We start from the raw sequence: 24596 nt of genomic DNA, 5'->3' as shown, positions 1-24596 counted from the left end.
AGGTCTATTCTAAAGACAGTCGATTAAAAACCGAATGCATCTTTCATGACTTGATAAATGTAGCTTTGCTCTTGTACCCCATGGACCAGATAGGCTTTAGGGCCGACGGCATAAATCGCAACCTCTTCACCAGCATGCGTTTCAGAGCTCAGTGGCACCAGTGCCTCCTGGTGGAAATCTGGGTCCTCAGTATCCACGCCTGACATGTCGACCACGCGGCCTGCAGCAATCGCCTCATTGTAAACCGCATCACCTGGTGAGTTAGTGTGATAGCCTGGGCCGTTGGCAAAGCTCACGGTGGTGTAAGGCTTGCCATCAGCCGCCAGCGTTGGCGTGGTTTTACCTGGCTCAACCACTTTACCCAAAATCGGGTTACCACGTTTTGGATAGCCGCCTATGGTCAGGGTGTGGCTATGGTCAGCTGTGACAATAATCAAGGTGTCGTTCAGATTCACTTTGGAAGCCGCTTCACGCACCGCATCTGACAGCGCCACCGCATCTTTAAAGGTACGGTAAGCATTGCCTGCATGAGAAGCATGGTCAATCCGGCCACCTTCCACCATCAGGAAAAAGCCATTCTGGTTTTTCTTCAAAATGTCGATGGCCTTGCCCGTCATCTCTGCCAAAGAAGGCTCACCAGCGATATCGTTAGGACGGTCTTGCTCGTATTCCATGTGGGAGGGGTTGAACAAGCCCAAGACTTTATTGGTCGTGGCTGGATTCAAGGCATTGAATGCCGATTGATTTTCGATATAGACGCCACCAAACTTGTTCACATATTCTTGCGTCAGGTTACGGCCATCGGTACGGCGGCCTTTGGCGCCTTCGATATCTTTAATACTGTTAGGCAAAAAGTAGCTACGGCCACCGCCAAAGACGACATCAACGCCATCGCCAAGCTTGCCATTACCAAAGTTATCAATCAGTTGTGCAGCAATATCCTTGACGCCATTGCTAGCCGCCGCCGCTGACAGGTTAGCATTGGCTTCCCAGTCACGGTTGGAAATATGTGCATAGGTGGCTGCCGGGGTGGCATGCGTGATACGGGCAGTCGACACCACACCGGTGGCTTTGCCAGCTTGCTCGGCCTGTTCCAGCAGGGTGGTTACTTTATTCGCATTGATCACGGCAGGGTTAGCCTCATTGCGCGGAACAGACTGGTTCAATGAAATGATGCCGTCATTGGTTTTCACGCCAGAAATGATGGCGGTCATGGTCGGTGCAGAGTCAGAGGTCTGCTGGTTGGTCGAATAAGTTTTGGACAGGGCCACATAAGGGAACTCTTCAAAAGACAGTTTGTTGCGCTCACCATCCTTGCCTTTGAGCTGACCTTCAAAAATACGCGCGCCAGTGACCGTCGAAATCCCCATACCGTCGCCGACAAACAAAATCACGTTTTTGGCTTTGCGTGCATTCGGTACCAGTTTTTTACTGTCGCTCAGGCTTGCTGCGCCATCGTTGAGCCAGAACTGGGCGTTTTCCTCAGCCATCAAAGGTTGTGTCAGGGAGACTTGTGTCCCCAGCAGCATGGCCAACAGAGCAGTACGTTTTAAGTTAAACAGTTGCATGATTGTTTCCTCAAAGATATTCGTTATAAGTTATTGTGCGCGTCTACGCATAATGGCGGCAATCAAACCAAGCCCCACCAGCATCAAGGCATTGGTATCCGCTTCAGGGACTGCAGAAGCCGTTTGCAAGCTAATATTGTCTACGCCCAGTTGAAGAGAACCCTGGTTGGCGACACTGGCGAAGCGCAACATGAATTGGCCACCGCCAGACAGGATGGAGGTCAGGTCAAACTGGTAGCTCAGGTAGTTGTTGGCAGCCAGCGTGCCATTGGCACCGCCCAGATACAGGCTCTGCAGGACATCGCCCTGGCTGGTAGAAAAAGGATCACTGCCCGCCTTTAAGATATCCACACGGACATGCTGGTTTGGATGATCGGTTGCGTCAACGGTGTAATCAAGGCCACCTGCATCGACAGCACTGCTGGCTGACTGATTGTTGACAAACATTTGGAAGGTCAAGGTCGCCTGGCTGACCGCCGACGTCGTAAAGTTTTGATACAAGATGTTGCTGGCCAGGCCGTTATTATCAAGCAAACCGTAATGTGTGCCGTGATAAGCGCCAACGGTGGTGTTTCCGGTGACTTCAGTCGTGGTGCCTTGCTGTGCCAGTACGCTACCAAGGATGCCAGCTTCAGCCACTTGCCAGCCGACGATGTCATAGGCGTCTGCGCCCTGCACCTCGAAGCCACCATTTTGGATTAATTCAGCGGCGTGTGCTTGAGAGAGCAAAGTCGCTCCCATCAACCCAGCCATGAGCCAAGGTTTCAATGTCATCATTCATCCTCTCGCAGATGGTTATATTACGTTTTTGTACACGGTTAAGTGCTTGTCATGTCACAAGTCATTTGCTTGTGTTAGCCCATGCATTCTTGAAAAACTCTGTGTCAGACAGGTTACGGAAACATGAAATTTATGTGACATGCCTGACTAGTTTTAAGCTGTTCAACACCCCCTAAAACATTAAAAAATGTAAGCCAGTGTTGGGTTCACGCAACCTTCATAAAACCATCACGCCCACTAGTCATGATGAGCTACGTTTCGGGCGCAGGACCACTGAATGCCTGTTACACAGCCAGGTTACGATTTCCGGGCTCAAGAATTGTTCTTGTGCTCTTGATATGGGGATGATTTATGAATTTTTTTCGTTTGTTACCAATTTCTGCTGCAGTATGGATGGCCTTAAGCGGACCAGCTTTCGCCGCGGCCAGCACCTCTGGTGTTGTGATCGGCTTGCATGGCGCCAAGCTTGCCAATACCCTGGTTTGCATTGACGCCAACCTGAATGCTCGCTGTGACAGCGGTGAAGTCAGCACACAGACCAATGCCAACGGCGAGTTTAACCTGGCAGGCCATGGTGCTCTGGTGGCGCAAGCAGGGAAGTCTGTGTACCGCGCAGCTGCCGAAAACACGACCGTTGTCAGTGCGTTGAGCACCGAAATCCTGGCGCTCATGGAAGGCAGCAATCTTGATTACATGACCGCACGCGATCGTCTGGCCGCCAGACTACACGTCAGCGGATCACAGCTCGAAGCTGACTTCACACAAACGAGCACTGGCGCCGACCTTGACAGCCTGATGACCGAAAACGATGAGCTGCAAAATCGCCTTGCCGAAGCGGTGCGTGAGGCTGGCAGCAAAGGCAATCTGAATAAAGCGCTGAGCAACCGTCTAAATCTGGACAAAATCGAGCATTTTGTCGTGATCTACCTCGAAAACCGCAGTTTTGACAATCTGTTTGGCAAATATCCAGGCGCCAACGGCCTGAATACACCGCAAGCTAAAGCGATCAAACAGGTAGACCGAGACTACACCACGACGCTGACCACCTTGCCACCGGCTTGGGGTGGCATGCTGGCCAATGGCCAGAAAAACACCGCTGGCCAGACCATCACCCAGGCACAAACCACTGGGGTGTGGCCCAATGCGCCCTTTCAGGTCGATGCCACGAGTGACCAGTTTGGCTATGGCATGGTGACTGGTAACAACATCACCCGCGATCTGTATCACCGCTTTTTTGAGAACGCCATGCAAATCAATGGCGGCCAGAATAACCTTTATGCGGCCTTTAGTGATGCCGGTGGTTTATCCATGGGTTATTTTGATGGTAGCAAAATGCAACTGTGGGGGCTGGCGAAAAAGTACACCCTGGCAGATAACTTTTACCAGGCCGCATACGGCGGTTCATTCTTGAACCACCAGTATCTGGTCTGCGCTTGCGCACCGGCAATTTCCGCTGATACCGTCGCCAATAACAAAGCTTCTCTCAACGTCTTGACTACCCCAGTCAACGGCGTGCCACAATTGGCCCGCAACAGCTCCATGAGCGCCTCTGCGATTGGCACCAACGCGACCAACACCTCATTCAAGAGCGGCAATATTGCTCCATTGGACTACTTTGGTGCGGGTGACGGCTATCGCGCCGTGAACACCATGCAGCCACCGTTCCAACCCAGTGGCAATGCGCCGGTGACCAGTGCCTCAGGTAACCAGTTGCTGTACGCCAACCCATCGGCTTCGACCACCTTGCCAGCACAAACCATCACCACCATTGCAGACCTGCTGGATAGCAAACAAATCAGCTGGAAATGGTACTCAGGCGGCTGGAGCGATGCGGTCAATGATCGCAGCAATGTCTACAAGTCAAACAGCTTTGGCGTGGCAGATGCGACCCATGGCGACTTCCAGGCTCATCACCAGCCATTTAACTACTATGCAAATTTTGACCCAGTGGTCCATGGCACCTACCGTAACAGCCACTTGCAAGACCGTGCAGATTTGTTGAATGACATTACACAAGGCACCTTGCCAGCCGTGTCGTTCTATAAACCGATTGGCAACCTGAACCAGCACCCAGGCTATACCAACGTCAGCAATGCGGATGATGAAGTGATGACCATCATCACCCAGTTGCAAAACAGCCCGCAATGGAATAACACCCTGGTATTGATTACCTATGATGAATTTGGCGGCCAGTTTGACCATGCCGTGCCCCCAAAAGGCGATTTGATCGGGCCAGGCACACGTATTCCGGCCTTGATCATTTCACCTTTTGCCAAAAAAGGCGCCGTCGATCATACCCAGTATGACACCGGTTCTGCCTTGCGTTTTATCACACACCGCTACTCACTGCCGCCATTGGACGGCCTGAAAAAGCGTGATGAAAGCTTGCAAAGCCATGGTGCCAACATCATGGGCGACCTGACCAACGCCCTGGCATTCTAATCATTACAACATACGGCGCAGTTGGGTATCCCAATTGCGCTGACTGAATCTTAACTTCTGGAGAAGAATCATGATCAAATCTTTGGGCTTTGCCACCCTGCTGGCCTTCACCTTCGCATCCAACAACAGTGTTGCGGCCACCCCTACCATCGTGTTTTCAAGTGCTGACTATGTGAGCGAATCTGCCGCTTTCGGTAATTACATCATCGATAACACGGATTATCTGGGTGTACGCCTCACCTTGAGCAGCAGCATGGATATTTCCTACATTGGCGGTAACTTCAGCCAATTCTCCGATGGCAATATCTTTGGGGCGATCGTCAAAGCCGGTGACTGGAATAGCAGCACCCTGGCCGCCAACAGCCTGGCACATACCGTCTTTGCAGCGACCGGTGGCGATCAACTCGCTTCACTGGGCAGCACCGTTCATCTGGCCGCAGGCAGCTATGACATCATCTTTGGTTCCGGTCAATTTGGCGCGACTGGCTACAGTGCACTGGTTGACACACAAGATGCCGCCAGTACCAGCAATATGTTCCAAAGTACCGATGCAGGTGTGACCATCAGCGCGCTGTCCGGCACGGCTGTACGCGTAACCGCCGCTGCAGTCCCAGAAGCCAGCAACACTGCGATGATGCTGGCCGGCCTGGGCTTGACTGGCCTGATGCTGCGCAGACGCCAGTCCAAATAATCACATTTTTGTGCCCAACAAAGCGGATGAGCAGCCTGTTTATCCGCTTTTTTACTCACCTCATTCACAGCCATGCTCAACTTGAAAACATTATTGCTGACCGTGCTTTGCTTCTCTTCTTTGCAATTGACAGCTCAGGAAGATGAAGCCTTAGTACCTTCTCAAACGCAAGAACCCCAGACGGCCAATACGCTGTCACCCGCCTCACGCACACAGGCATTGACGGCGCTGGGTAAACGTCTGTTTCATGATGCGCAACTATCGGCTTCGGACAAATTATCCTGCGCCAGCTGCCATCAGGCCCAGCACGCGTTTACGCCAGGCAACCCGCAGCCGGTTCAAAAGGGCGGTGACCATATGCAGTTAATGGGGACGCGGGCAGTGCCTACCCTAATGTACTTGCAATCCACCCCGCCTTTCACAGAACACTACACGGAAGATGAGGGCTTACAGCCTGGCCTGGATAATGGTCCGGCAGGCGGTTTTACCTGGGATGGCCGCGTTAATACACTGGCCGAGCAAGCAAAAATCCCTTTGTTTTCATGCAATGAAATGGCCTCGACACCGACCCTGCTGGCCAAAAGAATACGCAAGGCTTATCCCCAGACGTTCAGCCAGTTGTTTGGCACGGCCAGCTTGCAATCCGACGCCGCCATCACGGATGCGGTTTTATTGGCGCTGCAAACCTACCAGCAAGACGCGACAGAATTTGCGCCCTATTCCAGCAAGTTTGATCACGTCATGCAAGGCCAGGCCCGCTTTACCCCATTGGAAGAAAAAGGCCTGCGTTTATTTATGGATCCCAACAAAGGCAACTGTGCCAGTTGCCACCAGGCAGCAGTCGTCCATGGTGCCCTGCCGCAATTTACCGATCATGGCTATGCTGCGCTGGGTCTGCCACGCAATCCACACATCGCGCAAAATCATGACCGGCACTATTACGACCTCGGCTTGTGCGGCCCGGCCAGACAGGATTTGAATGCAGAGTACTGTGGCTTGTTTAAGGTGCCGACGCTGCGCAATGTGGCGCGCAAAAAAAGCTTTTTTCATAATGGCGTGGTACACACCCTCAGAGATGCCGTGCGCTTTTATGCCGAACGCGATACCGCGCCAGAAAAATGGTATCCGCATGACCGTACCGGCAAGCGCCTCAAATTCAATGACCTGCCAGAAAAGTATCAAGACAATATCGAGATGAAAGCCCCGTTTGGCCAACAGCCCGGTGACCCTGCCCCGCTGGATGCAAAGGAGATCGACGCGATTGTGGCCTTTTTAAAAACGCTCAACGATGAAGCGCGCACTGGCAGCCGCCTGGCCAGAGCACCATAATCGCAGCGCGCTATCCCCAAAAAGAAAAAGCCCCGACGGGTCGGGGCCAAAGAGACTTTAAACTTGAAAAACACGCCACAATTACACAAAAGCATCCAAAATGCTGACAATGAGCAGGATGAGCAATCCAAACCATAATACTTTTAGATTAAACCCTGTCATTTCTTGTGTCCTTGCGATGTGTGTAGAATACTTGCCTGACTAAGCCGCCACAATGGCCCGTTCGGGTCATCTGTTTCAACCTCCGACCACGCCAGGCCAGACTGGCAAATGTGAGCATGACCGCCATGGCTGATTAATGTTTTTACCGAATATCCAGACATTGCAGTCCTTAAACCCACTCCCGTGCCCGACACTCGCTTTTAAGGTAGGCATAGTAAACCGGCGCAGCGACGATGCCCGGCAGCCCAAAGGTGGCCTCCATCAGTAACATGGCGACCAGCAACTCCCAGGCGTGCGCGCGGATTTGCCCGCCAACAATACGCGCGTTTAAAAAGTATTCCAGCTTGTGAATGACGATGAGAAAAGCCAGCGAGCCCATGGCGATCACAAAGGAATGACTGGTACTGACTATGACAATCACGGTATTGGACATCAGGTTGCCCACCACTGGCAGCAAGCCAACCAAAAAGGTAATCGCAATCATGGTCTTGGTGAATGGTAGATGTACACCGCACAACGGCAAAATCACGATCAGGTAAATCGCGGTGAGGCTGGCGTTGACCGCGGAAATTTTCACCTGCGCAAACACGATATTTTTAAACGCCAGCGCAAACAGCGTGATGCGATTGAGCAGGCTTTGCGCAAGCGGTTTATGGTTACCGTGTGTTTGCACATCATGCAAGGCGACCATGGCCCCGATCACCATGCCGATCAGAATATGCGCCAGATGATGCCCGGCCTCCTTGCCCAGCAATTGCCAATCTGCCGAATGTGAACGTAACCACTCAATCACGGTTTGCTGCAAGGTAATCGCATCATCCGGCAAACGCTCGTTGAGCCAGGGCGGCAACACTTTGCGCGAGTCTTCAATGATTTTAGCCAGTTGATCAAACAACATGGCCAAACCGCCGCTGTCACTGCGGATCAGCGTTACAATCCCCATGCCCAAGGCAACCAGCAGGCCGATCACTAGCGTGGCAATCAGCATGACTGCCAGCCATTTGGCATATTTACCCGGCAATTTGCGTGCAATGAGCGGCGAAATGACATGTATCAGCTCAAACACCAGCATGCCAACCAGTAACGCGGGCAATAATTGCACCTGCAATACCAGCCACATTAACCCTACCATGAGCAAACAGGTGGCAGTATCCAGTCGTTGGGTTTGGTTCACGTCGAACTCCGGTTCCTCAGTTGTTCAGTCTATTGCGCGACTAAAACTTGGCGCGTATTTGTTGGGCGGCATCCATGGGCAGCTTGAGCAGGAAATGCACAGCCTCATCAAACTGCTTGTCCAGAATTTCGCCCTGGCACTTTTGTACTTCGCGGGTCAGTTCATCTACCCGTTTATAACTGGTTGAGATCTTCAGTTGCACCATCTCGACGAAAGGCATGCTTCCGGCTTGGTCCATGGCCTGTTTGGCCGTGCCGCCATAGGCCCGCACCAAACCGCCAGTGCCTAAATTGATGCCACCATAATAGCGCACCACCGCCACACAGCAATTGACATAATTCTGCCCATCCAGCATTTGCATGATGGGTTTACCCGCCGTGCCTGCCGGCTCACCGGCATCTGAAAAACGCGCGACCATGCCCTCAGGAGTTTTCATGCGAAATGCATACGCCAAGTGGCCGGCAGTTTGATGTTCGCTGGCAAACTGACGTAAAAACAGGGCCAGTTCGCGCTCGTTTTCACAGCGCTTGGCCCGTGCGATAAAGCGGGATTTATTGATGGTTTGATCGGCTTGACCGAGTTGGCTAAACGTTTGCATGACACAGACTTCAGGATAACCCCTGTATTCTACCATCTGCATCGACGCTAATCCGGCTGCTGGCGGGCTGTTTGGGCAAGCCGGGCATGGTCATCACGTCTCCACAGATAGCGACGACAAAGCCTGCACCACGCGACAAACGCAGCTCTCGCACATGCAATGCATGATCCGCGGGCACATTGCGCAACTTGGGATCACACGAGAACGAATACTGCGTTTTGGCGACACACACCTGCAAGCCCTGGCTGACTTCTGCCAGACGGGCAAGTTGCTGTTGTGCCAGCGCACTAAAGGTCACCCCGCTGGCGCCATAGAGTTTTTGCGCAATGGTGTCTAGCTTTTCAGTCAGGGACAAATCGTCTGCATACAGTAACCAAGGCGTCGATGCTTGTTGGGCCTGGTCAGCCACCGCGTGCGCCAGCGCAATCGCCCCGGCGCCGCCCTGTGCCCAGTGATGGCAGACATGCAGACTGGCGCCCAAGGCTTGCACGGCTGCCTGTACTAACGCGATTTCGGCCTCGGTATCCGCGGTAAAATGATTCAGCGCCACCACCACCGGCAAATTGAAATGCTGGCGTAAATTCGTCACATGCTTGCGAAGGTTGGCCACGCCTACCTGTAGAGCGGCAAGGTTTTCGCGGTTCAAGTCCGCCACATCCACCCCCCCGTGATATTTCAAGGCGCGCACCGTGGCAACGATCACCGCCACATCCGGCCGCAGGCCAGACTGGCGGCATTTGATATCCATGAATTTTTCTGCACCGAGGTCGGCACCGAAGCCAGCTTCAGTCACCACATAATCCGCCAGGCGCAAGGCGGTCTTTGTCGCCACCAGAGAATTACATCCATGGGCAATATTGGCAAACGGTCCCCCATGTACCAGCGCCGGCGACCCTTCCAGGGTCTGTACCAGATTGGGTTGAAAAGCATCTTTAAGCAAGGCAGCCATGGCGCCCTCAGCCTGCAAGTCACTCGCCAGAATCGGGCTGCCTGCTGCACTCAAGCCGACCTGAATCCTTCCCAGTCTAGACGTCAAATCGGCCAGATCGGTCGCCAGGCAAAAAATGGCCATCACCTCACTGGCGACGGTGATATCAAAGCCGGTATGGGTATTATTTTCCAGCGTGAGCCGTCTTAAGGCGCGATCATTCATATCTATACAGCGGCGCCAGCTGACGGTGTCAAACTGCAGCGCATTGCCCTGATATATATGGTTATCTACAAGGGCAGCCAGCAAATTATTGGCGGCACTGATGGCATGAAAATCACCGGTAAAATGCAGGTTAATATTTTCCATTGGCACCACCTGCGCGTAGCCGCCGCCGGTCGCCCCGCCTTTCATCCCAAACACCGGGCCCAAAGAGGGTTCACGCAAACAGGCCATTGCCTGATACCCGGCCTGATTCAAGGCATCGGTCAATCCTATCGTGGTCGTGGTTTTGCCTTCGCCTGCCGGGGTCGGATTGATCGCCGTGACCAGGATCAGTTTGGCTTTGGCAGGTTGCGCCTGCAAGCGGTTGACGGTGGCCTGCGTCAGTTTGGCCATATGCTGACCATAGGCATGCACATCGTCCGCCACCAGCCCAAGTTTGCTGGCTATGTTAACGATGGGCGTTAGCGTGGCGGCCTGGGCGATCGCGATATCACTGAGCATGTCTCTTCCTGACTGACTTCACGGTTAACGCTTGCTTTTGCCATTCCCCATGATGGAGCCTAGCACGCCACGGATAATCGCCCGCCCCAGTTGTGAGCCGATGGCGCGCGCGGCTGATTTGGCCGCAGACTCCAGCACCGAGTCTGAGCGGCTGGTTTTACCGCCCAGAATGCCGCCCAAATCAAAGCCTGAACTTTCTTCCTGTTGTTGTGCCTGCGTCGCAGCACTGGCCTGCTCTGCCCGCTGTTTGAGAATCTCATACGCAGATTCACGATCCACCAGCTTGTCGTATACGCCCGCCACCAGAGACTGCGCCATCACCTGCTTGCGCTCCACATCGGTCGCCGGTCCCACACGGCTCTCGGGTGGACAGACAAACACGCGCTCAACCGGCGTCGGCGCGCCTTTTTCATCCAAAAATGATACCAGCGCCTCGCCCACGCCTAACTCGGTAATCGCTGTGGCAACATCCAGCTTGGGATTGGCACGAAAGGTTTGAGCCGCCACTTGTACCGCTTTCTGGTCGCGCGGGGTAAACGCGCGCAAGGCATGCTGCACCCGATTACCCAATTGACCCAACACCACATCCGGAATATCCAGCGGGTTTTGCGACACAAAGTAGACGCCCACGCCTTTGGAGCGCACCAGGCGCACTACCTGCTCGATTTTTTGCATCAGAATGGTCGGCGCATCATTAAACAGCAAATGCGCCTCATCAAAGAAAAACACCAGTTTTGGCTTTTCCAGGTCACCGACTTCAGGCAGTTTTTCAAACAACTCGGAGAGCAACCACAGCAAAAGCGTCGCATACACGCGTGGCGAATTCAGCAGCTTGTCAGCGGCGAGGATATTGATAAATCCCAATCCTTTGCCATCGGTTTGCATCATGTCTTCGAGATTCAAGGCCGGCTCACCAAACAGCACATCGCCGCCTTCGGTCTCCAGTTGCAACAAGGCACGCTGAATGGCACCAACACTGGCGGTAGAAATATTGCCGTACTGGGTCTGATAGGTGGCGGCATTTTCGGCACAATGTTGCGCCATGGCGCGCAAATCCTTTAAATCCAGTAGCAGCATGCCATTGTCATCGGCGATTTTGAAAATCGCATTCAAGACACCGCCCTGCACCTCATTAAGGTTCAGCATGCGTGCCAGCAGCAACGGCCCCATCTCACTCAAGGTGGTGCGCACCGGATGGCCTTTTTCACCAAACATATCCCAGAACATGACTGGATATGCTTTATTCGCATAGCCAGTCAGCGCCAGCTGCTGCACACGCGCCTCCACCTTGGCGTTGCCACCGCCAACCTGACTCATGCCAGACAAATCGCCCTTCACATCAGCCATAAATACCGGCACACCAATACGCGAAAACTGCTCCGCCAGGCTTTGTAAAGTGACCGTTTTACCTGTCCCGGTAGCCCCGGCGATCAGGCCATGACGGTTGGCCATTTTGGGCAGCATCACACTTTCGATGTCATTATTTTTTGCGATGAGCATAGGTTGAACCATGGAATGCACTCTTAACAATTAAAGTTAAGTTGAGTATAGGGGATGGCTCTAAAAAGGGGAAGATTGTTGTTTTGCCTTACATGAGAAATCGTTTAAAAAACTTTTAACCACAGAAAACACCGAGAAAAGCGATGAGTGTGCACCACAGTAAATCAGAACATAGCGGATTGATGTTGTTCCCTCTGTGGCTTCTGTGTTCTCTGTGTTTAAAAATGTTTTTGTAAGAACTATCAAAAATCCCCACGTCTGGCTTTTTCCATCAACTCAATCAAGGCATTTTCAAGCTGTTGTGCCGAGGCTTGCGCCCTGGCAGTGGGATGCTTGATATTTTTCAAGTCATGCGTGGGTCTGTCCAGCCCCAGATAAAGTTGCCGCTTGCCGTGCGCATCCGGCTTTTCATAAATGGCCAGGCGGCAAGGCGCAAACACCAGAAATTCGGGGTGATCGAGGATAATTTCGGTGCCCATGCTCAGGTTACAAAAGGTGCGGACTTCTTTGATGCCTTGCGGATCCTGGCCGCGCTGTTTCATATGGTCACCAATCGGGAAGTTGGCAGGGTTTACAAAATTCATGCCCTCAGAGAGCGATTTAAGGCTATCTACCAGATCCTGATAACTCACGCCAGGCTGCACCGGCACTTCATAAATGGCGTTATCGAGATCCACATCTGGCATGCCATGACCAATGACACGGACATGCGCCGGTGCGGCCCAAACCGAGCAATGGATCAAAAAACAGAGGCAACACCACCCCTTGAGGTGACTAAAACGCATGAAAGACCTCTCTATCTGTGAAGACTATGCAGCATTACAGCATGCCGCTACGCAGACCAATGTGACGCGCATCACAAGTCCTGATGCAAGGCCCGTTGCACACTGCGCTTGTCATATTGCGGTGACAGCATGGTAATAAAGTTAAGCATGTAATCACGCAAAAAAGCATCCCTGCGCACGCCCAGATAGGTGGTACTGTCAGGAAATAGATGGCTGCAGTCCAGGCTTTTTAGCGGTGCATCGCGGGTTTCCTCATAAGCCATATTGGCAATCAACCCAATACCCAGCCCCAGATTGACATAGGTTTTGATCACGTCGGCATCAATCGCCGTAAACACCACATTGGGCTGCAGACCGGCATCGTGAAAGACTTTAGACACCAGTGTGCCGCCAGTAAAGGCAAAGTCATAGGTGATCAGCGGATAGTTGACCAGATCTTTCAGGCTGATGGTTTTCTTTTCCAGCAAGGGATGTTGCGGCGGCACGACCAGGCACCGGTTCCAGCTGTAGCATGGCAAGCACGACAAACGGTCATCCTTGCTGATGTTCTCGGTCGCAATGCCGATATCGGCTTCTCCGGCAGCAACCTGTTCGGTGACTTGCGACGGGTTGCCCTGATGAATCGTCAATTTCACATTGGGATACTGCGCCATGAACTGCTTGACCGCAGCAGGCAGGCGATAACGCGCTTGCGTATGGGTAGTGGCAATGGTCAGTTCACCACTGTCTTCGCGGCTGTATTCGTCGCCCACCCGTTTGATATTCTGCATGTCCAGCATGACACGCGCGGCCAGCTCGACAATTTTACGGCCAGGCTCAGTCACGCCGATGAGGCGTTTGCCATTACGCTGAAAAATCTGCAATCCCAACTCTTCTTCTAACAGCTGGATTTGCTTGCTGACCCCAGGTTGGGAGGTATGCAATGCCTCAGAGGCAGCAGAAATATTCAAATGCTGCCGCACCACCTCATGCACATACCGTAACTGGTGAAACTTCATAGATCACCCTTTATAACCAAAAGCTATATCATAGAAGAATTTATTATTAAATCAACACTTAAAAACTTGTTATGATGCCGCGCTTAACTTTTCAAGATACTCCTCATGGAATTCGGATACATATTGGCAGGCTTTGTCGTGGGCTTTTTGGTTGGTCTGACGGGCGTTGGCGGCGGCTCATTAATGACGCCGATTCTGTTGCTTATTTATAACATCAAGCCCGCCGTCGCCGTAGGGACAGACCTGCTCTATGCCTCGATCACAAAATCTGTGGGGATTTTTGCGCATGGCAAACTGGGGAATATTGACTGGCGTATCGTCAAACGCTTGGCCATGGGTAGCGTTCCAGCGTCTCTATTAACCCTTTGGGCCTTGCACAGCATGGATTTACAGTCAGGCGAAGTGGTATCCACAATCAAATTCTGGTTAGGCATTGCCTTGATGGTGACCTCAGCGGCCGTGCTGTTACGCAACAAATTAATCGCTTTAGTCTCCAAAGACGAATGGATTCCAGCCCATTACGTGCCCCCGGCCACCGTATTACTCGGGGTGGTACTGGGCGCACTTGTCACGCTGACCTCGGTCGGTGCGGGCGCGCTTGGGGTAACAGCGCTGATTCTGTTATATCCCAAGGAGAAAATCACCACGATTGTCGGCAGTGATATTGCGCATGCCGTCCCGCTAACGCTGGTGGCTGGTCTAGGCCATGCCTCCCTGGGCACCATAGACTACCAGTTACTCGGCACCTTGCTGATCGGTTCCATACCGGGCATTTACCTGGGTAGCCATATGAGCTCACGTGTTGCAGAACACTGGGTACGTATTGCCTTGGCTATGATATTGATTTATGTAGGCTTTAAGCTAGTTTTCCATTAAAATACTGCCTCTTCGCTTTTTGCGAACAAAGTGACTCAAGCATGTACAAATACGATCCTATAGACCAACAAATTGTCAATGAACGTGTCGCCCAGTACCGCGACCAGACCCGCCGCTATTTGGCAGGCGAACTCACGGATGAAGAGTTCCGCCCGCTGCGTCTGCAAAACGGCCTGTATATTCAGCGCCATGCACCGATGCTGCGGATTGCCGTACCTTACGGACTCATGTCCAGCAAACAATTACGCAAACTGGCAGACATTGCCAAGCGCTATGACCGTGGCTATGGTCACTTTAGTACCCGTCAGAACTTGCAGCTCAATTGGCCCAAACTGGAAGACACCCCGGAGATTCTGGCTGAGCTGGCGACGGTAGAAATGCACGCCATTCAAACCTCAGGCAACTGCATCCGTAATATCACGACCGACCAGTTTGCCGGCATTGCGCCCGACGAGATCATTGATCCGCGCGCCATTGCTGAAATCATGCGCCAGTGGAGTACCTTCCACCCTGAATTCGCCCTGTTGCCACGTAAATTCAAGATTGCCGTCTCAGGCACTGAACAAGACCGTGCGATTGTGCAGGCGCATGACATTGGCCTCGAATTTTACAAAGACGCACAAGGCCAGATGGCGATCAAAGTCTGGGTGGGTGGTGGCTTGGGCCGTACACCGATCCTGGGCACCGTGATTCGCGAACATCTGGAATGGCAACATGTGTTGTCTTACTGCGAAGCAGTGATCCGTGTGTATAACATTCACGGCCGTCGTGACAACATCTACAAAGCCCGCATCAAGATTCTGGTGAAGGCGCTGGGCATTGATGAATTCAGACGCCAGGTAGATGAGGAATGGGCCCACCTCAAAGACGGTCCACTCACCATCACTCAAGCCGAACTAGACCGAGTGGCGCATTACTTTGAGCCCATGCCATACAAAACATTACCAGCGCATGATGCCTCTTTTGATGCTGCCGTAGCCAGCAATCCGGCATTTGCTGCCTGGGTCAAACGTTGTGTTCATGCGCACCGTGTCACAGGCTATCGCGCCGTGACCTTGTCACTGAAACCACACGGCAAAGCGCCTGGGGACATTACCAGCGAGCAAATGCACGTGGTGGCTGACTTGGCCGATGCCTACAGTTTTGGCGAGCTGCGCTCCTCCCACGAGCAAAACCTGATCCTGGCCGACGTGCAATTGTCCGACCTGTTTGCCGTGTGGGAAAAAGCCCGCGCAGCCGGTCTGGCCACGCCTAACATCGGCTTGCTGACGGACATTATCTGCTGCCCTGGCGGTGACTTCTGCAGCCTGGCCAATGCCAAATCGATTCCGATTGCCGAAGCCATTCAGATGCAGTTCGACAATCTGGACTACCTGTATGAAATCGGTGACCTTGAGCTCAATATCTCTGGTTGCATGAATGCCTGCGGCCATCACCATGTCGGCCATATCGGCATTCTGGGTGTGGATAAGGATGGTTCGGAGTGGTACCAGGTCACCATTGGTGGCAAGCAAGGTAATGATGCCAGCATCGGTACCGTGATCGGCCCTTCATTCTCGGCAGAAGAAATGCCAGGCGTAGTCAAACGCCTGATTGAGGTCTATGTGCGTGAGCGTAGCGACGAAGAGCGTTTTATCGACACGGTACGTCGTTTGGGCGTAGCGCCGTTCAAGGCCCACGTCTACGCTGAGAAGGAGTCTGCATAATGAGTCAATTAATTCAACTGGGCAGCAACGGCCAGGCCAGCATTGTGGCAGATACCTGGACCCGCGTGGTCCCACCGGCCCCGGCTGAAGAGTCTGTCCGCAAGCAGGCCGGTAAAGTCGTGCTGTTCAAACTGACTGGCGAGCAAACCTATAGTCCTGAACAAATTGCCAATACGCAGATACCAGCCACCGGCAAAATTCTGGTGCCGCTCGCTGTCTGGCAGGCCCGCAAGACAGAGTTGCAAGCGCGCCTGGCAGCTGGTGAGCTCGGCATTGTGCTGGCCACCAACGAAACCGCCGAGACACTGCAAGCCGAATTTGCAGATTTGAATACCTTGCCAATCATTGCGATTTATGTGGAACGCTTTGCCGATGGCCGCATTTTCACCTTGGGCAACTGGCTACGCACGCGTTATGGGTTTAAAAACGAATTGCGCGCGATTGGCGATGTATTGCGTGATCAATTGTTCTTTCACAAGCGCGCAGGCTTCACCAGCTTTTTAATTCGTGCTGACCGCTCGGCCGAAGATGCACTGGCCAGCCTGAATGACTTCAGCCAGCCCTATCAGGGTGCGGTAGGTGATGTGCCAGTGTGGAGAAGGATACAGCGCGCATGAGTTTCGGCGTCAGCATGCTCAAACCGGCAGCCAGCAATCCTGCGACACGCCCTGAGCTGACAGAAGCCCTGGTTGCTTCTGTCCAGGCCAAGCGCGCCCAAGTAGTAGCCCTGCTTCAGTCTGCTGCGGCAGAGTTTGCGGCCATCACTTTTGCCAATAGCTATGGCGCTGAAGACATGGTGTTGACTGACCTGATCGCCAAAGAGGCCCTGCCCATCGAGATTTTTTCACTGGACACAGGTCGACTGCCCGCAGAAACCTACACCCTGATGGGCGAAGTTGAGCACACCTATGCCACCAAACCGGTGGTGTTTTTCCCCAAGCATGAAGCCGTAGAACAGTATGTGCGTACCCAGGGCATCAATGCTTTCTATGACAGCATAGAACTGCGTAAGGCCTGCTGCCATATGCGCAAAGTGGAGCCGCTGCAACGTGCACTGGCTGGCAAACAAGCCTGGATCACCGGCATGCGTGCTGAACAAGCCACCACCCGCAGCAATTTGCCTGTCCGTGAATTTGACGCAGGCAACAAACTGGAAAAATTCAACCCGCTTAGTGACTGGACAGAAAAAGAAGTCTGGGCCTATATCCGGTTGCATGAAGTGCCTTACAACGCCCTGCATGACCAGTTTTACCCCAGCATTGGCTGTGCACCTTGTACGCGTGCCGTCGCCATGGGTGAAGATATCCGTGCCGGTCGCTGGTGGTGGGAAGATCCGACCAGCAAAGAGTGCGGTTTGCACGTAAAGAAATAGTTAACTGCCGGTAAACGTTAAAGCAGTAATGAGCGTGTATCTACGTTGATCGGCGGTAAAAATTTGATTGGTAATAAATTAAGATGACAACGAAACAACCTTTATCACATCTCGACTGGCTCGAAGCTGAAGCCATTCATATCCTGCGTGAAGTGGCTGGTCAGTGCGCCAACCCTGTGTTGCTGTTCTCCGGCGGCAAGGATTCGTTGTGCATTTTGCGTCTGGCAGAAAAAGCCTTCCGCCCAGGTCGCTTCCCTTTCCCGCTCATGCATATCGACACCGGTCACAACTATCAGGAAGTGGTCAATTTCCGTGACCAGCGCGCTGCCGAGCTAGGCGAGCGCCTGATTGTGCGTTCAGTGGAAGACTCCATGAAGCGTGGCACTGTGGTGCTGAAAACGCCGGATGAGCCACGCAACAAACATCAGTCGGTGACCCTGCTGGAAGCCATTGAAGAGTTCGGTTTTGACTGCTGCATTGGCGGCGCCCGCCGTGATGAAGAAAAAGCGCGCGCCAAGGAACGGATCATGAGCTTCCGTGACGAGTTTGGCCAATGGGATCCGAAAAACCAGCGCCCGGAATTATGGAACCTGTACAACGCCCGTGTGCACAAAGGGGAAAACATCCGCGCCTTCCCGATCTCGAACTGGACGGAAATGGATGTCTGGCAATATATCGAGCGTGAAAAACTGGAGCTGCCTAGCATCTACTTTGCCCACCAGCGCGATGTGGTGATGCGTCATGGTGCGATTTTCCCGGTCAACGTGCCGCTGACTTCTGGCGAATTGATCAACCAGCCCAAGGCCGGTGAAGAAGTCATCAACATGCAGGTACGTTTCCGTACCGTCGGTGACGTCACCTGTACAGCGCCCGTCATTTCTGATGCCGATGATGTGAGCAAAATCGTGGTAGAAACCGCCACCACCACCATTACCGAGCGTGGCGCAACGCGTCTGGACGATCAAACTTCCGAGGCTTCGATGGAGCAGCGTAAGAAAGAAGGTTATTTCTAATATGACAACACAACACAACGACTCTTTGCTGCGCTTCATGACCTGCGGCAGCGTGGATGATGGCAAAAGCACGCTGATTGGCCGCTTGCTGTATGACACTAAAACCATCCTGGCAGATACGCTCAACAACATTGAACGTACTTCGAAAAAACGCGGTATGGAAGCCGTGGATCTCTCCTTGCTGACCGATGGTTTGCAAGCCGAGCGCGAACAAGGTATTACCATTGATGTGGCTTACCGCTATTTCAGCACCGGTACCCGCAAATACATCATCGCCGATGCCCCTGGTCACGAACAATACACCCGCAACATGGTAACCGCCGCATCAACGGCTAACCTGGCCATTATCCTGATCGATGCGCGTAAAGGCGTACTGACCCAAACCCGCCGCCACAGTTATCTGGCGCATCTGGTCGGCATTCCCCATATTGTCGTGGCAGTGAACAAGATGGATCTGGTCAATTATGACCAAGCCATCTTTGACAAGATCAAGGCGGATTACACGGCATTCGCCACCGAGATCGGTCTGGCGCAAGCGCGTGACATCAAATTCATCCCCATGTCTGCACTCAATGGTGACATGCTGGTGGACCGTCTGGAGAATCTGAACTGGTACCAGGGCGAAACCTTGCTGGAGCTGCTGGAAGCGGCCCCGGCTTCAAATAGTGAGGCATCAGAAGCCTTCCGCTTCCCGGTACAGTTTGTCTGCCGCCCACATGACTCAGCCAATCCCGACCTGCATGATTTTCGTGGCTTTATGGGGCGCGTTGAGTCCGGTGAAATCGCCGTCGGTGATGCGGTCACAGTATTGCCGAACGGTTACCAGTCTAAAGTCAAGGCAATTCAACTGGGTGCCGAGCAACTGCAACGTGCGCAAACGGAGCAAAGCGTAACCCTGCTGCTTGAAGATGAGATTGATACCTCACGCGGCGATATGATCGTGAAAACCAGTCAAGCGCCTGAAGCCGTCAAACACATTGAAGCACATGTCTGCTGGCTGTCAGAAACCCCATTGTCGCCGGCACGGACTTACATAGTGCGTCACACCACACGCGAATCCAAAGCGAAAATCGGCAGCATTCAATACAAGGTGGACGTCAACACGCTGGAGCAACAGGCGACTACTGACCTCAAAATGAATGATATCGCCCGCGTAAGCTTTAAGCTGGCGCAGCCGCTGATGGTAGACAGCTATGATAAAAACCGTGCCACCGGCGCGTTTATCGTCATTGACGAGAGCACCAACAACACGGTTGGCGCAGGCATGATTGTCTAAACCAGCGCAAGCAGATGTACCACAAAGCCATCCATCGTCAATTTGGCTAAATTGCAATAAAATATCGTTTTGGCCCTAAAAGCCCACAAAGGATTTAAAACATGACTTATGTAGTAACCGAAAATTGTATTCAGTGCAAATATACCGACTGCGTAGATGTGTGCCCGGTAGACTGTTTTGTTGAAGGCCCTAACTTTCTGGCAATCAACCCGGATGAGTGCATTGACTGCACGCTGTGTGTGGCCGAATGCCCGGCAGAAGCGATTTTCTCTGAAGATGATGTGCCAGCCAACCAGCAGCACTTTATCGAACTCAATGCCCGTCTGGCAAAAGTCTGGCCGACCATTACCGCACGCAAAGAACCCTTGCCGAATGCCGATGAAATGAATGGCAAATCCGGCAAGACTGAACTGCTGGTCGAATAAGCTTTTCTGGCCTTGAGGTCACAAAAAAGCCGCTTTTTAAAAAGCGGCTTTTTTATTGCGACTGGCATCCAAGTGTTTAAATGTCCATGGCTATGAGCAGTTTTTTAACCGGTGCATAACTACGCCTGTGCTCAGGCGTGACGCCATGTAAGGCCAGGCGCTCAAGATGCAACGCGGTGGGATAGCCTTTATGCTGGGCAAAGCCATACTCTGGATATTGCGCGTCTAATTCCAGCAATGAAGCATCTCTGGCCGTCTTGGCCAAAATAGAGGCTGCCGAAATTTCAGCCACTTTGCTATCGCCTTTGACAATGGCTTCACAAGGGATCTGGAATACAGGTTTACGATTACCGTCCACCTGGATCAGTGTGGCCTGTATATGAAACTGGTCGCACATGGCCTGGTAAGCGCGTTGCATGGCGAGCAGACTGGCCTGCAAGATATTGATCCGATCAATATCTTGCGCGCTGACGCTGGCAATGCCCCAGGCCAAAGCCTGTTGTTTGATGGTGATCGCCAGTGCGTCACGCTTGGCCTCAGATAACTTTTTCGAGTCTGCCAGACCTGCGATAGGTCTGGACGGATCCAGAATGACTGCGGCGGCATACACTGCGCCAGCCAAAGGCCCCCTACCTGCTTCATCAATACCACACAGGATGTGCATCGCAGTTAAGCCTGTAGAAATTGTCTAATCACAGCCGCTGCTTTTTGCGCGCTGTTTTGCTTGAGCTGCGCGTGAATATGGCGATACTTTTCTTGTAGCGCACTCAAGCCAACTTTATCAGCCAGCAGATTGTAGAGTGTTTGCGCAATGCGCTCCGGAGTCGCATCATCCTGCAGCAATTCAGGCACAATAAACTCACCAGCCAGGATGTTAGGCAAGCCAACATAAGGCTGCAGACGCATACGTTTAAGCAATTGCCAGCTCATATTAGACATCTTGTAGGTAATGACCATCGGCTTCTTGAGCAACGCAGCTTCCAGTGTTGCCGTGCCAGAGGCGACCAGCACCGCATCTGCGGCTGTCATCGCATCATGTGCGTGACCAAACATGATTTGCAGATCTATGCTGGTCTCAGGTTTTTGCGTTAATAACTGGTGCCAGGCACTGGTAAAAATATCACGGGTTTCTCGCGTCACCAATGGCACCAGAAACTGCGCTTGCTGGCCGTTTTCACGCATCAGGCGATCAAATACAATCGCAGTTTCCAGAACAAGTTCTGCATGAAACGTCACCTCAGACTGGCGACTACCAGGCAGCATCGCAATGACCACTGTGTCTTTTTTGAGTTTGAGTTTCTCGCGGGCTTGCTCAACAGGCGGCTCCATCGGTAGCGCATCCGCCAGAGGATGGCCGATATAGGTGACAGGCACGCCAACCTGCTGGTAAAGCGCAGGCTCAAACGGAAACAAGGCCAGCATATGTGAAACCGCCCGCTTGATTTTGTGAATCCGGTTTTTACGCCACGCCCAGATAGAGGGGCTGACATAATGCACAGTCGCGATGCCCTTGGCTTTGAGCTTACGCTCCAGCCAAAAGTTAAAGTCTGGGGCATCAATACCGATGAATACATCGGGCTTTTCAGTGAGAATCTGCTTGTACAACTGGCGGCGTAATTTGAGCAGGCCCCACAGATGCTTGAGCACTTCAAGATAGCCACGTACCGATAAACGTTCGATCGGAAATAAGGATTTGGCACCCAGGCTCATCATTTTAGGACCCGCAATGCCAAAAATCTCGACGTCAGGTTGCGCTGCTTTCAGCTCCTGAATCAAGTGATAGCCCAGCAAGTCTCCGGAGGCCTCTCCCGCCACCATTGCAATCTTAGCCATAATGTGTGTGAATTAACGGACAATGCCGCGCGTGGTCTGCGCGAGAAAACGGGTCATCAAGCCAATTTCCGGGCAGGATGTTTCCATGTCAGCCAAGGCCGCTTTTGCTTCTTCTAACGACAAGCCTTGACGATAAAGCACTTTATAGGCGCGCTTGATTTGCTGTATGGTCTCAGCACTAAAGCCTCTTCGCTTGAGGCCCTCGGCATTAATCCCATGCGGCTGCGCGTCATACCCCGCTGCCGTCACATAGGGCGGAATATCCTTGAACACCACAGACCCAACCGCGGTAATAATATGCTCACCGATCTGGCAATATTGGTGGATTAAGGTAAAGCCGCCAAGAATGGCATGATCATAAATAGTGACATGCCCTGCCAGCGAGGAGTTATTCGCCATGATGGTATGGTTGCCAACGATGCAATCATGGGCGATATGCACATAGGCCATAATCCAGTTATGGCTGCCGATTTTGGTCGTGCCTTTATCCTGAACCGTGCCACGATTAAAGGTACAAAACTCACGGATGACATTGTGATCACCGATTTCAAGCAGCGTAGGCTCATCCTTGAATTTTTTGTCTTGTGGCTTTGCCCCTAGCGACGAGAATTGAAAAATCTCGTTATGCTTTCCAATGGTGGTGGGGCCTTCAATCACCACATGTGAGGCGACTTTGGTACCCGCATCAATACGGACACCCGCACCTATGGTGCTATACGCGCCCACTTCGACCGAGCTATCCAGCTCGGCTTTGGGATCAATAATTGCGGTAGGATGAATCAAACTTTGCATGTTTCGCCTGCTACGCCCTCATGAGCGCAGTATCATATCGTTATTTTTCAATGGCTTTCAGGATACACATCATGTTGGCCTCGGCCACCACTTCGTCTCCTACTTTGGCCACGGCGACATATTTCCAGATGCCCTTCAGGATACGGTCAATTTTGACATTGAGCACGATCTGATCGCCTGGGGACACCGGCTTTTTAAAGCGCACATTGTCTATACCAGCAAAATAATACACAGAGTCATTGGTCGGCTTGGTACCCATCGTTTTAAAAGACAGGATGGCTGCCGCCTGTGCCATGGCCTCAACAATCAACACGCCCGGCATCACAGGGTGGTATGGAAAATGGCCTGGAAAATAAGGCTCGTTGACCGAAACATTTTTGACGGCGGTGATCTCTTTACCCAACTCCATAGACAGTACGCGGTCAACCAGCACAAACGGATAACGGTGCGGTAAATGTTCTAGTATCTCATGAATATCCATGCTATTCATTGGGTTCTCAGCCATAGTCTCTCTCAATCTTTTGAATGTCTCTGTATATTGCTAATTGCTTGCTCAAGCTGCTTGAGCTTGAGCTGATATTGTTCCAGATGCCGGATATTGGCCGCGGTCCGCAACCAGTCTGCATGTTTTTGGAATGGCATGAGCGCCGTATAAGTGCCTGCCTGCTGGATAGAGCGCATAATCATGGAACCAGGCGAGATGGTGACACCATCTGCAATCTGCAGATGGCCCAAAATCATGGCCGCGCCACCGATTTTGCAATGTTCACCGATCACTGCACTTCCTGCGATGCCCACGCAGCCAGCAATCACCGTATGCGCGCCAATGCGGACATTATGGGCGACCTGTATTAAATTGTCCAACTTCACACCGTCTGCAATCACAGTGTCATCCAAAGCGCCGCGATCGACTGTGGTATTTGCACCGACATCCACGTGATTTCCGATCACTACCCGGCCTATCTGCGGTATTTTAACCCATTCGCCCTGCGCTTCTGCGTAACCAAAGCCATCATTTCCAATAATACAGCCAGAAAACAAATGGCAATGGCTACCAATCTTACTGCCATGCTTGACCACCACACGCGGTTCCAGCACGGTATGCGCACCAATGCTTACATCGTCTTCGATCACGCAACCGGCACCAATTCTGACCCCTTCGCCCAGCACAACGCGGTCACCAATATAGACCTGCGCCTCAACGGTTAACTCGGACCCATGCTGCACCCCTTGCCCAAGCACGGCGGTTGCATGAATCTGGTTCTGGTAAGTACGCGGCGGATTCAATAGCGCGGACAGCCTTGCGAAGTAGGCATAAGGATTATCCGTCAGAATACACGGCAGAGCCGTTAAATGCTGATGCTCAGGCCGTAAAATGATGGCAGATGCCTGGGTGGCCTGTAAGGATTGTGTATATTTGGTATCGTTAAAAAAAGCAATGCTGCCTGGCTGCGCCTGCGACAAGGAAGCCATGCGAGACACGGTCAGGGCGCTCGCATGTTGTGACTGCTCGCCTAGCCATAGCTCACCGCCCAGAGACGCAACAATCTCTTGTAATGTATAGTGTTGCGCCATAAAAAAACAACCCTAGAAAACAACTTTAGAAAAATAACTCGAAAACA

At 52.5% G+C, this 24596-nt stretch carries 23 protein-coding genes; 10 read left to right on the top strand and 13 right to left on the bottom strand.

Annotated elements, in window-relative coordinates; all coding sequences use genetic code 11:
- Positions 1–23: 23 nt before the first annotated feature.
- Both ACT53D_RS02525 and ACT53D_RS02520 read right to left on the bottom strand, forming a co-directional pair.
- The gene (locus ACT53D_RS02525) at positions 24–1568 is read right to left on the bottom strand and encodes an alkaline phosphatase (protein ID WP_194748058.1); all 1545 of its coding nucleotides are present in this window, start codon (positions 1566–1568) and stop codon (positions 24–26) included.
- Between the two features lie 30 nt (positions 1569–1598).
- Entirely contained in the window at positions 1599–2345 is a 747-nt protein-coding gene (locus ACT53D_RS02520; RefSeq protein ID WP_313988175.1) for a PEP-CTERM sorting domain-containing protein, read from the bottom strand.
- Between the two features lie 354 nt (positions 2346–2699).
- Here ACT53D_RS02520 and acpA point away from each other — a divergent pair, with 354 nt between their 5' ends.
- The 3 genes from acpA to ACT53D_RS02505 all read left to right on the top strand — a co-directional run bounded on the left by acpA (position 2700) and on the right by ACT53D_RS02505 (position 6810).
- Positions 2700–4790, top strand: a complete 2091-nt coding sequence (acpA, locus tag ACT53D_RS02515) for an acid phosphatase (RefSeq protein WP_476154337.1) — start codon at positions 2700–2702, stop codon at positions 4788–4790.
- Between the two features lie 70 nt (positions 4791–4860).
- Positions 4861–5481 (top strand): hypothetical protein, encoded by a 621-nt coding sequence (locus tag ACT53D_RS02510; protein WP_476154335.1) that lies wholly within the window; start codon positions 4861–4863, stop codon positions 5479–5481.
- Positions 5482–5562: 81 nt separating this feature from the next.
- Positions 5563–6810, top strand: coding sequence for a cytochrome-c peroxidase (locus tag ACT53D_RS02505; protein ID WP_476154333.1), 1248 nt, complete (start codon positions 5563–5565; stop codon positions 6808–6810).
- A gap of 331 nt (positions 6811–7141) precedes the next feature.
- Here ACT53D_RS02505 and ACT53D_RS02500 read toward each other — a convergent pair whose 3' ends face one another.
- The 6 genes from ACT53D_RS02500 to ACT53D_RS02475 all read right to left on the bottom strand — a co-directional run bounded on the left by ACT53D_RS02500 (position 7142) and on the right by ACT53D_RS02475 (position 13681).
- Positions 7142–8146: an AI-2E family transporter gene (locus ACT53D_RS02500; protein WP_275355687.1), complete on the bottom strand. Its 1005-nt coding sequence runs from the start codon at positions 8144–8146 to the stop codon at positions 7142–7144.
- A 40-nt stretch (positions 8147–8186) separates the two neighbouring features.
- Positions 8187–8744 (bottom strand): IMPACT family protein, encoded by a 558-nt coding sequence (locus tag ACT53D_RS02495; protein ID WP_338654617.1) that lies wholly within the window; start codon positions 8742–8744, stop codon positions 8187–8189.
- A gap of 10 nt (positions 8745–8754) precedes the next feature.
- Positions 8755–10398 (bottom strand): formate--tetrahydrofolate ligase, encoded by a 1644-nt coding sequence (locus ACT53D_RS02490; RefSeq protein ID WP_476154331.1) that lies wholly within the window; start codon positions 10396–10398, stop codon positions 8755–8757.
- Between the two features lie 24 nt (positions 10399–10422).
- Positions 10423–11910, bottom strand: coding sequence for a helicase HerA-like domain-containing protein (locus tag ACT53D_RS02485; protein WP_476154329.1), 1488 nt, complete (start codon positions 11908–11910; stop codon positions 10423–10425).
- A gap of 230 nt (positions 11911–12140) precedes the next feature.
- Complete coding sequence (locus tag ACT53D_RS02480) at positions 12141–12683, bottom strand: DUF302 domain-containing protein (protein WP_476154327.1); 543 nt, start codon at positions 12681–12683, stop codon at positions 12141–12143.
- Positions 12684–12754: 71 nt separating this feature from the next.
- Positions 12755–13681: a CysB family HTH-type transcriptional regulator gene (locus ACT53D_RS02475; protein WP_476154325.1), complete on the bottom strand. Its 927-nt coding sequence runs from the start codon at positions 13679–13681 to the stop codon at positions 12755–12757.
- Positions 13682–13786: 105 nt separating this feature from the next.
- On the opposite strand from ACT53D_RS02475, the gene ACT53D_RS02470 reads away from it, so the two are divergent.
- The 7 genes from ACT53D_RS02470 to fdxA all read left to right on the top strand — a co-directional run bounded on the left by ACT53D_RS02470 (position 13787) and on the right by fdxA (position 20349).
- A complete protein-coding gene (locus ACT53D_RS02470) occupies positions 13787–14557 on the top strand; it encodes a sulfite exporter TauE/SafE family protein (protein WP_194748074.1) in 771 nt (256 codons plus the stop codon).
- A gap of 41 nt (positions 14558–14598) precedes the next feature.
- Complete coding sequence (locus ACT53D_RS02465; protein WP_476154323.1) at positions 14599–16263, top strand: nitrite/sulfite reductase; 1665 nt, start codon at positions 14599–14601, stop codon at positions 16261–16263.
- Positions 16263–16880, top strand: a complete 618-nt coding sequence (locus tag ACT53D_RS02460; protein ID WP_476145582.1) for a DUF934 domain-containing protein — start codon at positions 16263–16265, stop codon at positions 16878–16880. The genes ACT53D_RS02465 and ACT53D_RS02460 overlap by 1 nt, the downstream gene beginning before the upstream one ends.
- Entirely contained in the window at positions 16877–17635 is a 759-nt protein-coding gene (locus ACT53D_RS02455; RefSeq protein WP_275355696.1) for a phosphoadenylyl-sulfate reductase, read from the top strand. The genes ACT53D_RS02460 and ACT53D_RS02455 overlap by 4 nt, the downstream gene beginning before the upstream one ends.
- Positions 17636–17718: 83 nt before the next feature.
- The gene (gene cysD / locus ACT53D_RS02450; protein ID WP_194748082.1) at positions 17719–18648 is read left to right on the top strand and encodes a sulfate adenylyltransferase subunit CysD; all 930 of its coding nucleotides are present in this window, start codon (positions 17719–17721) and stop codon (positions 18646–18648) included.
- 1 nt (position 18649) lies between these two features.
- Positions 18650–19924 (top strand): sulfate adenylyltransferase subunit CysN, encoded by a 1275-nt coding sequence (gene cysN / locus ACT53D_RS02445; protein WP_476154320.1) that lies wholly within the window; start codon positions 18650–18652, stop codon positions 19922–19924.
- A gap of 101 nt (positions 19925–20025) precedes the next feature.
- Entirely contained in the window at positions 20026–20349 is a 324-nt protein-coding gene (fdxA, locus tag ACT53D_RS02440; RefSeq protein WP_194748085.1) for a ferredoxin FdxA, read from the top strand.
- 76 nt (positions 20350–20425) lie between these two features.
- Here the strand turns inward: fdxA and rnhB are convergent, their stop codons facing one another.
- Genes rnhB through lpxD form a run of 5 tightly spaced genes read right to left on the bottom strand, consistent with a single transcriptional unit; the run spans position 20426 to position 24549 of the window.
- The gene (gene rnhB / locus ACT53D_RS02435; protein WP_313988218.1) at positions 20426–21013 is read right to left on the bottom strand and encodes a ribonuclease HII; all 588 of its coding nucleotides are present in this window, start codon (positions 21011–21013) and stop codon (positions 20426–20428) included.
- A 5-nt stretch (positions 21014–21018) separates the two neighbouring features.
- Entirely contained in the window at positions 21019–22182 is a 1164-nt protein-coding gene (lpxB, locus tag ACT53D_RS02430; protein WP_194748087.1) for a lipid-A-disaccharide synthase, read from the bottom strand.
- Between the two features lie 12 nt (positions 22183–22194).
- Positions 22195–22974, bottom strand: coding sequence for an acyl-ACP--UDP-N-acetylglucosamine O-acyltransferase (lpxA, locus tag ACT53D_RS02425; protein ID WP_313988222.1), 780 nt, complete (start codon positions 22972–22974; stop codon positions 22195–22197).
- A gap of 40 nt (positions 22975–23014) precedes the next feature.
- The gene (gene fabZ, locus ACT53D_RS02420; protein WP_194748091.1) at positions 23015–23479 is read right to left on the bottom strand and encodes a 3-hydroxyacyl-ACP dehydratase FabZ; all 465 of its coding nucleotides are present in this window, start codon (positions 23477–23479) and stop codon (positions 23015–23017) included.
- A gap of 8 nt (positions 23480–23487) precedes the next feature.
- Positions 23488–24549: a UDP-3-O-(3-hydroxymyristoyl)glucosamine N-acyltransferase gene (gene lpxD, locus ACT53D_RS02415; protein ID WP_313988224.1), complete on the bottom strand. Its 1062-nt coding sequence runs from the start codon at positions 24547–24549 to the stop codon at positions 23488–23490.
- Between the last annotated feature and the right edge of the window lie 47 nt (positions 24550–24596).

It is taken from the genome of Methylophilus sp. DMC16 (genome assembly GCF_056314045.1).
The sequence above is the reverse complement of the archived record's forward strand: the minus strand, read 5'-3'. Positions and strand labels throughout refer to the sequence as shown.